The organism is Bradyrhizobium sp. Gha, from assembly GCF_900113735.1.
Classification (GTDB): Bacteria; Pseudomonadota; Alphaproteobacteria; order Rhizobiales; family Xanthobacteraceae; genus Bradyrhizobium.
Map to the genome: position 1 here is coordinate 59,755 of NZ_FOQM01000038.1, position 11,036 is coordinate 70,790.

The following is an 11,036-nucleotide window of genomic DNA, read 5'->3' on the forward strand; positions in this document are numbered from 1 at the left end:
CATCCTGAAATGCCGAGCCTAGAGCGCTACTTCGCGGATGCACGATCCAGCGCGAGATTCAGCGCCAGAACGTTAACCCTGGATTCGCCGAGCAGGCCGAGCCAACGGCCTTGGGTGCTGGAGGCGACGAGCTGCTTGAGCTGATCCTCCGGCATGTTGCGCGCCTTGGCCACGCGCGGTACCTGGAATTCAGCTGCTTCCGGAGAAATATCAGGGTCGAGCCCGCTGGCCGAGGTCGTGACCAGATCGGCCGGCACGGCGGCGTTAGGATTTTCCGCTTTCAGCCTGTCCACGTCCTCCTTCAGCCGGTCGGCCAGCGCCTTGCTGGTCGGGCCGAGATTGGAGCCGCCCGAATTGGCGGCGTTGTAGGGCGCGGACACCGTCTTGGTCGAATCATTGGGATCCGGCGCCAGCGTCGCCGACGGACGGCCGTGGAAATACTTGTCCTCCTTGAATTCCTGCCCGATCAGGACGGAGCCGAGCACCTTGCCGTCCTTCTCGATCAGGCTACCTTGCGCCTGGGCCGGAAAAACCGCTCCGGCAATGCCGGTCATGGCGAGCGGATAGGCCAGGCCCGTGATGGCGGTGAACACCAGCAGGAGGACGATGGCGGGGCGGATTTCTCTGAGCATGTTGGGTCTCCAGTTAACTCGTCATTGCGAGCGAAGCGAAGTGACTCAGCCGTCGTTCCGGGGCGATGCGAAGCATCGAACCCGGAACCTCGAGATTCCGGGTTCGCCTCTTCGAGGCGCCCCGGAATGACGGAAAGATTTGCTGCTCGCATGACAGGATCAGGCCAGGTGCAAGGCGACGACGACGAGATCGATTGCCTTGATTCCGGCGAAGGGAATGACGAAGCCTCCCAAGCCGTAGATCAGCAGGTTGCGCCGAAGCAGCGCGTCGGCACCGACCGCGCGATAGGGGACACCCTTCAGCGCCAGCGGAATCAAGCCGATGATGATGAGCGCATTGAAGATGATCGCCGAGAGGATGGCGCTCTGCGGGCTCGACAGGTTCATGACGTTCAGCACGTTGAGCTGCGGGTAGAATGCCAGGAACATCGCCGGGATGATCGCAAAATACTTCGCGACGTCGTTGGCGATCGAGAAGGTCGTCAGCGCCCCGCGTGTCATCAGGAGCTGCTTGCCGATCTCGACCACCTCGATCAGCTTGGTCGGGTTGGAATCGAGGTCGACCATGTTGCCGGCCTCGCGCGCGGCCTGCGTGCCGGTGTTCATGGCGACGCCGACGTCGGCCTGCGCCAGCGCCGGCGCGTCGTTGGTGCCGTCGCCGCACATCGCCACCAGCTTGCCTTTGGCCTGCTCGTCGCGGATCAGCTTGAGCTTGTCCTCGGGCGTTGCCTGCGCCAGGAAGTCGTCGACACCGGCTTCCGCGGCGATCGCCGCCGCCGTCATCGGATTGTCGCCGGTGATCATGACGGTGCGGATCCCCATGCGGCGCAGCTCGGCAAAGCGCTCGCGGATGCCGCCCTTGACGATGTCCTTGAGCTGGATGACGCCGAGCAGCTTTCCGTCCCTGGCGACGGCCAACGGCGTACCGCCGGATTTCGAGATGTCGTCTGCAATGGTCTGGACCTCGCGGCCGATCTCGGACAGCGCTGCAGGCTGGATGACGCGCGCCGTATTGCCCGACGCCACGGCCAGCGGCGCGCCCCCGCCGACATAGTTGAGCATGGCATCGACCGCGCCCTTGCGCACCGACGAGCCGCCGGCATCGACACCGCTCATGCGGGTCTGCGCCGTGAACGGAATGAAGGTCGCGCCCAGTTCGGCCATGTCGCGACCGCGGAGGCCATACTTCTCCTTCGCCAGCACCACGATGGAACGGCCCTCCGGGGTTTCGTCGGCGAGCGAGGCGAGCTGGGCGGCATCCGCCAGTTCCTGCTCGCTGATTCCACGCACGGGACGGAACGCGGTGGCTTGGCGGTTGCCGAGCGTGATGGTGCCGGTCTTGTCGAGCAGCAACGTGTCGACGTCGCCAGCGGCCTCGACCGCGCGACCAGACATCGCGAGCACGTTGAAGCGCACCAGGCGGTCCATGCCGGCAATGCCGATCGCCGACAGCAGCGCACCGATGGTGGTCGGAATCAGCGTCACGAACAGCGCGACCAGCACGACCACCGAGATCGAGCCGCCGGCATAGGCCGCATAGCTCGGGATGGTGACGGTCGCGAACACGAAGATGATGGTGAGGCCGGCGAGCAGGATGTTGAGCGCGATCTCGTTCGGCGTCTTCGCGCGCTCGGCACCCTCGACCAGCTTGATCATGCGATCGATGAAGGTCGAGCCTTGCGCCGCCGTGATGCGGACGCGGATCCAGTCGGACAGCACCTGCGTTCCGCCGGTCACCGCGGAGCGGTCGCCTCCGGACTCGCGGATCACGGGTGCGGATTCACCGGTGATGGCGGCCTCGTTGACGGACGCGACGCCTTCGATCACCTCGCCGTCGGAGGGAATGGTGTCGCCCGCTTCGACCAGCACGATGTCGCCGACCTTGAGGCTCGTGCCCGGCACGAGCTTGTAGTTCTGCCCGGCGCCGCTCAGCAGCTTGGCCTGGCTCTCGGTGCGGGTCTTGCGCAGCGAGTCAGCCTGCGCCTTGCCGCGGCCCTCGGCTACGGCTTCAGCAAAATTCGCGAACAGCACCGTGAACCAGAGCCAGAGGATGATCTGGAAGGTGAAACCGAGATTGGCGCCGCCGGTGGCGAGATCGCGCAGGAAGATCACGGTGGTGAGCGCAGCCACGATCTCGACCACGAACATCACGGGGTTCCTGATCATCAGCCGCGGATCGAGCTTGGCTACGGAAGCGCGGATCGCGGGCAGGACGATCTTGGGATCCAGCATCGCCGAGACGGATGCGCGCTTTTGCAGTTTCATGGTTTCCATGGAGGTCACTCCAGACAATCAGAAGACGTTGCCGGCGTTCATCGCGAGGTGCTCGACGATCGGGCCGAGCGCAAGCGCCGGGAAGAAGGTCAGGCCGCCCATGATCAGGATCACGCCGACGACGAGGCCGACGAACAGCCCGCCCGTGGTCGGGAACGTGCCCACCGACGGCGGGATGGATTTCTTGGCGGCGAGCGAGCCCGCGATCGCCATCGCCGGAACGATCATGAAGAAGCGGCCGACGAACATCGCGCTGGCGAGCGTGACGTTGTAGAACAGGGTGTTGCCGGTCAGGCCTGCAAAGGCCGAGCCGTTGTTGCCGGTCCCCGAGGTGTAGGCGTAGAGCACCTCGGTAAAACCGTGCGGGCCGGCATTCGCCATCGAGGCGACCGCCGCCGGATAGACCACGCCGACCGCGGTCCAGCCCAGGATCATCAGCGGCAGCACCAGGATGGCCAGCATCGCCATCTTGACCTCGCGCGCCTCGATCTTCTTGCCGACGTATTCGGGTGTGCGGCCGACCATCAGGCCGGCGACGAAGATCGCCAGAATGACGAAAAGCAGCATGCCGTACATGCCGGCGCCGACGCCGCCGACGATGATTTCGCCGAGCTCGATATTGATCAGCGGGATCATGCCGCCGAGCGCGGTGAAGCTGTCATGCATGGCGTTGACCGCGCCGCAGGAGGCCGCCGTGGTGATGACGGCGAACAGCGAGGAGGCAACGATGCCGAAGCGGACCTCTTTGCCTTCCATGTTGCCGCCGGTCAGACCCAGCGCCTGCAGCATCGAGGTGCCGCTGGCTTCAGCCCAGTAGGTCACGGCAACGCCGGCGATGAACAGCACGCCCATCACGGCGAGAATCGCCCAGCCCTGGCGCTGGTTGCCGACCATGCGGCCGAACACATTGGTCAGCGCGGCGCCCAGCACGAAGATCGACAGCATCTGCACGAAATTCGATAGCGCGGTCGGGTTCTCGAAGGGATGCGCGGCATTGGCATTGAAGAAGCCGCCACCATTCGTACCCAGCATCTTGATCGCGACTTGCGACGCCACCGGACCGACCGCAATGGTCTGCTTGGCGCCCTCGAGGGTGGTGGCCTCGACATAGTCGCCGAGCGTCTGCGGAATGCCCTGCCAGACCAGGAACAGCGTGTAGATCACGCAGATCGGCAGCAGCACGTAGAGCGTACAGCGGGTGACATCGACCCAGAAATTGCCGACGGTGCGCATCGAGGCACGCGAGAAGCCGCGGATCAGCGCCACGGCAAGCGCGATGCCAGTCGCGGCCGACAGGAAGTTCTGGTGCGTCAGGCCGACCATCTGCACGAAATACGAAATCGTGCTCTCGCCGCCGTAGTTCTGCCAATTGGTGTTCGTGATGAAGGAGATCGCGGTGTTGAAGGACAGATCCTCGGCAACCGCCGTCTGCCCGGCCGGATTGAAGGGCAGCACCGCCTGCAGGCGCATCACACCGTAAATGATCAGGAAGCCGCCGACATGGAACAGCAGCATGGCGACCGTGTAGGTCAGCCAATGCTGCTCGCGCCTCTCATCGACGCCTGATATCCAGTAGATGCCGGCCTCGATCGGACGCAGCACCGGCGAGAGAAACGTCTTCTCGCCATTGAACACGCGCGTCATGTACCAGCCGAGCGGTTTTGTCAGCCCGACGATGACGACGCAGAATAGAATGATCTGGAGCCAACCGATCACAGTCATGGAATCAACCCTTCGGGCTTGGTGTCCGGCGCAACAACGGCAGGGGCACCACTAGCGGGCTGCCGACGAGCGCGACGCGCGCCAGCAGCAATTCGACAAGCGGCAGCACGGCTCAGAACCGTTCCGGGCGCAGCAACGCATAGGTGAGGTAGATCAGGAGGCCGAACGAGACGGCGCCGGCGAGCGCATAATCGAAGATCATGATCCGCTCCGTCACAGCCGTTCGCAGGCGTAGGTGTAGCCGATCGCAAGGGCAAAGAAGCCGAAGCCCAGCGCCAGCATGAGAATGTCCGTCATGAGGATGCTCCTGGTTACGCCCGCTATCGGGAGCAACCGTTCTCGGGGTCCGGCAGAGCTCGTGGAAGCAAGCGCAACGCATTGCCTTGGGCCAGCCCGGACTTTTGACCGTGCTGAAGTGCCACCACGCACATAGGTTTTCGAGACGTGGGCTCCGGCGAAGTTATAGGAATCTCATAAAGGACGGGGCGCCGGCGACGCATTGCATCCCGCGCGGATGGGGCCGGTGCTTATGAGATTCCTATATCTCCCAACCCCTTCCCGTCTCGTTTTCCAATGCCCTTCCCGCCATCCTGAACAGGCCGGCCGACTGACCGACGCCCGCTCCAGGAGGTCTGATATGACCGTCGCTTTCCAACACTACGATCCACCGGCCCTCACCGACCGCCTGCACAACGCGCAAGGCATGACGCGGCCGTTGATGCTCGAGATCGTCGACAAGGCCTGCCGCCGCTTTCCTTCGCTCGGGCAGTCCGAGCGCACTGCGCGCGTGATGCGCCTGATCGACGCCGAGGCTTGGACCGATGCGGCCCTGGCGCTGATGGAGCTGGAGCTGCCGCTGTGGCGCGTCCGTCGCATCGCCTACGATGAGGGCGAATGGCACTGTGCACTGTCGCGCGAACGCGAACTGCCGGACTGGCTCGACGCGGCAATCGAGGGATGCCATGGCGACTTCGCGGTCGCGCTGATGTCGGCCTTCGTGGAGGTCCAGGAATTGGCCATGGAAGCTCCGCGTCCGAGCGTTCCCCAGATGCGCCCCGCGCCGCACCCGCTCTATGAGCCGGCGGCCTGCGAGAACTTCAGCTGATCGCACGCTGAGCCTTGGCGTGCAGCCCTTATGGCGCCCCTATATGACAGCAGCACCGCCCGTCTCGCATTCCGATGCCACGATGCTCAAGGAGCGCAAGCCACGGCTCATGCCCATCGCGCCGCGTGCACTTGCGGTGCTCTCGAGGGGCGGCGTGCTCACTGCGCTCATCGTACTCAAGACTGCAATCTTCGTCTCGCCGAGGATGCTCCTGGGTCTGCGCCTCTCATCTGCACCCACCTCGGACAGCTAGCATGCCGCTTCTCAAGGGACATCTCGAGCACGCGGTCACCATAACCATCCTGACCATGACGCTGAGCCTGATCTGGGGTGCGATCCTGAGCATCGTGATCACGCTCGCAGCGCGTGGGCTCGGGGTCTAGAGCCCTCGATCACTTTCGTGGCCGACCGCGAATTGACCATGGCTGCCTATCAGGCGAGCAACCCGGCAGGAACGGCGATCGCGGTGACGGGATAGGCCGTCCCGGCTCTTGCGGAAAACGCCCGGCCGATCTGGCGCAGTTTCACGGAACCGTGTTAGACCGGCTGCATGAGCACAAGCAGCGTCAACGTCGTCGCCCACCCCCTGGTTCAGCACAAGCTCTCCCTGATGCGGGAGAAGGACCGCTCGACGAAGAGCTTTCGCGAGATCCTGAACGAGATCGGGATGCTGCTCGGCTACGAGGTGACGCGCGACCTGCCGCTGGAGCTGGTCGAGATCGAGACGCCGATCTCGCCGATGCAGGCGCCGAAGATCGCCGGCAAGAAACTCACGCTAGCGCCGATCCTGCGCGCCGGCGTCGGCTTCCTCGACGGCATGCTGGCGCTGATGCCTTCGGCCCGCATCGCCCATATCGGGCTCTACCGCGACCCCGAGACGTTGCAGGCCGTGGAATATTATTTCAAGGCGCCGCAGGACCTGTCGGACCGCACCGTGATCCTGATGGACCCGATGCTTGCGACCGGCAATTCGGCCTCCGCCGGCGCCTCGCTGCTGAAAGACCGCGGCGCCCGCGACATCCGTTTCGTCTGCCTTCTGGCAGCGCCGGAGGGCGTTGCGAAGTTCCAGGACGAACATCCGGACGTGCCGGTCTGGACCGCCGCGATCGATGAGCGGCTCAACGACCACGGCTATATCGTGCCGGGCCTGGGCGATGCCGGCGACCGGATGTTCGGCACCAAGTAGACAGGTTTGCGCGATCGGGCTACTCCGGTGGCCATGCATGCCGACGATGTTTCGCTGCAATCGCTGATCGGATCGGAGACATCAGCCGCCTTCGTGTTCGACGGCACGCCCGTATCGCGTACGGAATTTTCGATGAAGGTCGAGCAGACCGCCGCCTGGCTTGCCGCGCAGGGCATCGACAAAGGCGACGTCGTCGCGGTCTGGCTGGTCAACCGGGTCGAATGGATCGCGCTGCTGTTCGCCGCCGCCAGGCTTGGTGCGATCGTCGCCGCCGTCAACACGCGATATCGCAGCGCTGAGGTGGCGCATCTTCTGAAATTGTCCGGCGCCAAGCTGCTGGTGGCCGAGGCCGCGTTTCGCTCGATCGATTTCGCGGCCATTCTCGCCGACATCGCCCGGGAAGAGGTGCCGGCCCTGCAGAAGGTCGCGACGATCGGCGCGGATGCGATCCCCACAAAATGGCCCTGCGTGCGCTTCGATGCGTTCGAGAAGCCTTATCCGCTGACTCCCGCCCAAGAAGACATCGACCTGCCCGTACTGCTCTACACCACATCGGGCACGACAAAAGGGCCGAAGCTGGTGGCGCATTCGCAGCGAACGCTCGCAAGCCACGCGAAAGCCGTTGCCAAGGCGCTCCAGCTCTCGCCGCAGCGTCACGCACTGCTGGCGATGCTGCCATTCTGCGGCACCTTCGGCATGACGAGCCTGCTGGGCTTCATCGCGGCCGGCGCGACCGTCCACGTGCTCGATGCTTTCGAGGCGGCGCCGGCTTTCAACATCCTCAGCGAGCAGCAGATCACACACGCGTTCGGCTCCGACGAGATGTTTCGCCGCATCCTCGGACTGACCCACGCGCCGCGACCGTTCCCGCATCTCGAAGTCTGCGGCTATGCCGCGTTCCAGCCCGGCTGGCGCGAGCTGGCTGCAGAGGCCGAGACGCGCGGCCTGCCGCTGTTCGGCCTCTACGGTTCGAGCGAGGTGCAGGCGTTGTTCTCGATCGGCCGTCTCAGCGACGCTTTCGCCGATCGCATCGAGGGCGGCGGCTGGCCGATGTCATCAGAGGCGAAGGTGCGCGTGCGCGATACCGAGACCGGCGAGCTCACCGCTCCCGGCGTCTCCGGCGAGATCGAGATCAGCGCGCCATCGCGCTTCCTCGGCTATTTCAACAACCCGGAAGCGACGCGCGAGGCCATCACCGCGGACGGCTTCTTCCGGACCGGCGATATCGGCCGTCTCCGCGGCAACGGCACCTTCGTCTATGAAACCCGCGCCGGCGACGCCATGCGCCTCGGCGGCTTTCTGGTCGCGCCCGGCGAGATCGAGGACGAGCTCAAGTCCTGTGCCGGTGTCGCCGACGCCCAGGCCGTCGCTGTCGATCTGAAAGGCCAGGCGCGCTGCGTCGCCTTCGTCATCCCGGCCGGTCGACCGCCGCAGCAGGAAACCCTGGTCGCGCGTCTGCGTGAGCGGCTCGCCGGCTACAAGGTGCCGGCACGGATCTATGTCGTGGATGCCTTCCCGGTCACCGACAGCGCCAATGGCGTCAAGATCCAGCGCGCAAAACTCCGCGCCATGGCGATGGAGCGGATCGCCGCCGAATAGAACCTTCAGAGCGACCTGCTCAGTACGATTTGGCGAGGCCCAGCACTTTCTCCGCAATGAAGCTGAGCGCGAGCTGCGGACTGACCGGCGCGATGCGCGGGATCAGCACCTCGCGCAAATAGCGCTCGACGTGAAATTCCTTGGCATAGCCGAAACCGCCATGGGTCATCACCGCCTGCTCGCACGCCGAGAAGCCGGCTTCGCCGGCGAGATATTTTGCAGCATTCGCCGCGGCGCCGCAGGGCATGCCCTCGTCGTATTGCCAGGCCGCGGACATCACCATCAGCCATGCCGCCTCGAGCTCGACCCAGTTCACCGCGAGCGGATGCTGGATGCCTTGATTTTTGCCGATCGGGCGATTGAACACGACGCGCGTCTTGGCGTATTCGGTCGCGCGCGACAGTGCGAGCTTGCCGAGGCCGACGGCCTCCGCCGCGATCAAGATACGCTCGGGATTCATGCCTTCGAGGATGTACTCGAAACCCTTGCCCTCTTCGCCGATGCGGTCCTCCATGGGAATTTCAAAGTCCTCGAAGAACAGCTCGTTGGAATCGACGATCTTGCGGCCCATCTTCTCGATCTCATGGACCTTGATCTTGTTGCGGTCGAAGTCCGTGTAGAACAGGCTGAGACCGTGGGTCGGCGAGCCCACGTCTTCGAGCGGCGTGGTCCGCGCCAGCAGCAGGATCTTGTGCGCGACCTGCGCGGTCGAGATCCATACCTTCTGGCCATTGACGATGTAGCGGTCGTTCTTGGCGACCGCGCGGGTCTTGAGCTGCGTGGTGTTAAGGCCGGTGTTGGGCTCCGTGACGGCAAAGCACGCCTTCTCGCGGCCCTCGACCATCGGTGGCAGCATGCGCTTGCGCTGCTCCTCGGTGCCGAACACGACGACAGGATTGAGGCCGAACACGTTGATGTGCACCGCAGAGGCGCCGGACATGCCGGCGCCCGACTCCGCGATGGTGCGCATCATGATCGCGGCTTCAGTGATCCCGAGCCCGGAGCCGCCATAGGCTTCCGGCACGCAGATGCCGAGCCAGCCCGCGTCAGCCAGCGCCTTGTGGAAGTCGTGCGGGAAGCCGCCGTCGTGGTCCTTCTTCAGCCAATAGGCATCGGGAAAGCCTTGGCAGATCTTTGCGATGGCGTCGCGAATGGCTTCCTGCTGATCAGTGAGCGCGAAATCCATTCCCTTGACCTCCTTTATTGGGAGCCGCGATGGCGCCATCTCCCGATCGCGTTCCCCGCGCAGGCCGTGGCCGCTTACCGCGCCCCGACATCCCTTCGCTTACGTTCTTTAGCTCGAAAGACCGCATACAGATACGTGAATTTGTCTATCAACCGTGTCTGACATGCATGGCGTCATGCCGAGCAAAGCTACGCTTGCTGTTATTTCGCAGGGAAGGAAACCTCGATGGCCGGACTGATCCGTTCGATGCTGTTCGTGCCGGGCGATTGCCCCGCGCAAATTCGCAACGGCCAGCGAAGGCAAGGCCGACGCGTTGATCATCGACCTCGAAGACTTCGTCGTCGCCTACAAGAAGCCGAAGGCGCGCGAATTGACGCTTGCGATGCTCCCCGGCCCGCATCAGCTCTACGTCCGTGTCACGGGCTCGACACCGGCATGACACTGACGGATCTCGCTGCGATGATGCCCGGTAATCCTGCGGACGATGGACAGGCTGCGGCCGAAGACCACCGCAGCCTAGGGTCCTTTCAGTCGAATCCCTGAACGGGTGGCGTCGTGGTGGCCGCTTGCGCCGCGGGCGCAACTTGCGCCGGCTGCACCACGGGAGCGGCTTGGACCGGCGGATTGCTGGCCGCTCTCATCTGAGCGTTGACTTCCATCGCCCCGCGCGTGCGTGGCGGGGCACTGGTGGCAGTAGCGCCGTACGCCTCACGACGCGGCGGCTGCCGGTGCCTTGCCGCGCGCGAGCCTCCCACGCCCCATGACCGGGCGATCGAAGGGCCGGCGGTATAGCCGATCACTGCGCCCGCAACGGCACCGACCGGCCCCAGCACGACCGCGCCGGACACGGCTCCGAGCGCCGCAGAGCCCGCGCGCTCCTGCGCGACGACGCTTGCAGGCACGCCAGCCAGCATCACAATGGCAGTGATCAGAACTTTCTTCATCAGAGCGCCTCCCTCACCGGAGATCACTCTGACTCAAATATGGCCGCTTCAGGTTTGTTCGTGGCCCAACAAAGGGCAGCGGCCGATGGAACTCTGGCAATTGAAAGGCTTTCGTCAAACGCTCGGCGGCGGCGATCGCGAGCAGATTCCGGCGCGTGGGTTTTGTGCTCGCTGGGCTTGGTGGGGCGGCGTTCATGCGCGCCGCTCCGGCTTATGTCGATATTCAGTATGCCAGCAACGCTGCGCGAACGGGGCGCCCCCCAGGTCGGTCCGCGCAGATGTGCTAGCATGGAACTTGCATAAATTCTGGGCGACATGGACGCCGCATGAACCTCATCAGTCTCGATATCCGCATGCTCCGGTCGCTGATCTCGGTGGTCGAGACCGG

At 64.5% G+C, this 11,036-nt stretch carries 13 protein-coding genes; 6 read left to right on the plus strand and 7 right to left on the minus strand.

The genetic code is table 11. From position 1 onward, the window contains the following. Positions 1 to 26: 26 nt before the first annotated feature. The 4 genes from BM222_RS32305 to BM222_RS32325 all read right to left on the minus strand — a co-directional run bounded on the left by BM222_RS32305 (position 27) and on the right by BM222_RS32325 (position 4,830). Entirely contained in the window at positions 27 to 632 is a 606-nt protein-coding gene (locus BM222_RS32305) for a K(+)-transporting ATPase subunit C (RefSeq protein WP_092237587.1), read from the minus strand. 159 nt (positions 633 to 791) lie between these two features. Further along, positions 792 to 2,906: a potassium-transporting ATPase subunit KdpB gene (gene kdpB, locus BM222_RS32315; RefSeq protein WP_092237595.1), complete on the minus strand. Its 2,115-nt coding sequence runs from the start codon at positions 2,904 to 2,906 to the stop codon at positions 792 to 794. 18 nt (positions 2,907 to 2,924) lie between these two features. Next, positions 2,925 to 4,628, minus strand: a complete 1,704-nt coding sequence (kdpA, locus tag BM222_RS32320) for a potassium-transporting ATPase subunit KdpA (RefSeq protein WP_092237600.1) — start codon at positions 4,626 to 4,628, stop codon at positions 2,925 to 2,927. Positions 4,629 to 4,740: 112 nt separating this feature from the next. After that, positions 4,741 to 4,830 (minus strand): K(+)-transporting ATPase subunit F, encoded by a 90-nt coding sequence (locus BM222_RS32325; RefSeq protein ID WP_035698142.1) that lies wholly within the window; start codon positions 4,828 to 4,830, stop codon positions 4,741 to 4,743. 435 nt (positions 4,831 to 5,265) lie between these two features. Here BM222_RS32325 and BM222_RS32330 point away from each other — a divergent pair, with 435 nt between their 5' ends. The 5 genes from BM222_RS32330 (at position 5,266) to BM222_RS32345 (ending at position 8,518) form a co-directional block, all read left to right on the plus strand. Then, a complete protein-coding gene (locus BM222_RS32330) occupies positions 5,266 to 5,733 on the plus strand; it encodes a hypothetical protein (protein ID WP_092237603.1) in 468 nt (155 codons plus the stop codon). A 43-nt stretch (positions 5,734 to 5,776) separates the two neighbouring features. Further along, complete coding sequence (locus tag BM222_RS32335; protein ID WP_092237606.1) at positions 5,777 to 5,986, plus strand: hypothetical protein; 210 nt, start codon at positions 5,777 to 5,779, stop codon at positions 5,984 to 5,986. Between the two features lies 1 nt (position 5,987). Beyond that, positions 5,988 to 6,116 (plus strand): hypothetical protein, encoded by a 129-nt coding sequence (locus BM222_RS42905; RefSeq protein ID WP_283810276.1) that lies wholly within the window; start codon positions 5,988 to 5,990, stop codon positions 6,114 to 6,116. A gap of 167 nt (positions 6,117 to 6,283) precedes the next feature. Further along, positions 6,284 to 6,919: a uracil phosphoribosyltransferase gene (gene upp, locus BM222_RS32340; RefSeq protein ID WP_092237609.1), complete on the plus strand. Its 636-nt coding sequence runs from the start codon at positions 6,284 to 6,286 to the stop codon at positions 6,917 to 6,919. Positions 6,920 to 6,952: 33 nt separating this feature from the next. Beyond that, complete coding sequence (locus BM222_RS32345; protein ID WP_092237612.1) at positions 6,953 to 8,518, plus strand: AMP-binding protein; 1,566 nt, start codon at positions 6,953 to 6,955, stop codon at positions 8,516 to 8,518. A gap of 19 nt (positions 8,519 to 8,537) precedes the next feature. On the opposite strand, the gene BM222_RS32350 is transcribed toward BM222_RS32345, so the two are convergent. Then, on the minus strand, positions 8,538 to 9,704 hold the full coding sequence (locus tag BM222_RS32350) for an acyl-CoA dehydrogenase family protein (protein ID WP_092237615.1): 1,167 nt from the start codon (positions 9,702 to 9,704) through the stop codon (positions 8,538 to 8,540). A 313-nt stretch (positions 9,705 to 10,017) separates the two neighbouring features. Between BM222_RS32350 and BM222_RS43505 the strand changes: the two genes are divergently transcribed. Continuing rightward, positions 10,018 to 10,143 (plus strand): hypothetical protein, encoded by a 126-nt coding sequence (locus tag BM222_RS43505; RefSeq protein WP_283810277.1) that lies wholly within the window; start codon positions 10,018 to 10,020, stop codon positions 10,141 to 10,143. A gap of 88 nt (positions 10,144 to 10,231) precedes the next feature. Here BM222_RS43505 and BM222_RS32360 read toward each other — a convergent pair whose 3' ends face one another. Beyond that, entirely contained in the window at positions 10,232 to 10,648 is a 417-nt protein-coding gene (locus BM222_RS32360; protein WP_092237618.1) for a hypothetical protein, read from the minus strand. 23 nt (positions 10,649 to 10,671) lie between these two features. Beyond that, the coding region (locus tag BM222_RS41710; RefSeq protein ID WP_210188530.1) for a hypothetical protein at positions 10,672 to 11,036 on the minus strand (365 nt) is incomplete at its 5' end.

Excerpts from the sequence above, each read along its gene's own strand:
- BM222_RS42905 (WP_283810276.1), top strand. The coding sequence starts at position 5,988 with ATGCCGCTTCTCAAGGGACATCTCGAGCACGCGGTCACCATAACCATC.
- BM222_RS32305 (WP_092237587.1), bottom strand. The coding sequence starts at position 632 with ATGCTCAGAGAAATCCGCCCCGCCATCGTCCTCCTGCTGGTGTTCACC.
- BM222_RS32325 (WP_035698142.1), bottom strand. The coding sequence starts at position 4,830 with ATGATCTTCGATTATGCGCTCGCCGGCGCCGTCTCGTTCGGCCTCCTG.
- kdpB (WP_092237595.1), bottom strand. The coding sequence starts at position 2,906 with ATGGAAACCATGAAACTGCAAAAGCGCGCATCCGTCTCGGCGATGCTG.
- BM222_RS32350 (WP_092237615.1), bottom strand. The coding sequence starts at position 9,704 with ATGGATTTCGCGCTCACTGATCAGCAGGAAGCCATTCGCGACGCCATC.
- BM222_RS32330 (WP_092237603.1), top strand. The coding sequence starts at position 5,266 with ATGACCGTCGCTTTCCAACACTACGATCCACCGGCCCTCACCGACCGC.
- BM222_RS32360 (WP_092237618.1), bottom strand. The coding sequence starts at position 10,648 with ATGAAGAAAGTTCTGATCACTGCCATTGTGATGCTGGCTGGCGTGCCT.
- BM222_RS32335 (WP_092237606.1), top strand. The coding sequence starts at position 5,777 with ATGACAGCAGCACCGCCCGTCTCGCATTCCGATGCCACGATGCTCAAG.
- upp (WP_092237609.1), top strand. The coding sequence starts at position 6,284 with ATGAGCACAAGCAGCGTCAACGTCGTCGCCCACCCCCTGGTTCAGCAC.
- BM222_RS32345 (WP_092237612.1), top strand. The coding sequence starts at position 6,953 with ATGCATGCCGACGATGTTTCGCTGCAATCGCTGATCGGATCGGAGACA.
- kdpA (WP_092237600.1), bottom strand. The coding sequence starts at position 4,628 with ATGACTGTGATCGGTTGGCTCCAGATCATTCTATTCTGCGTCGTCATC.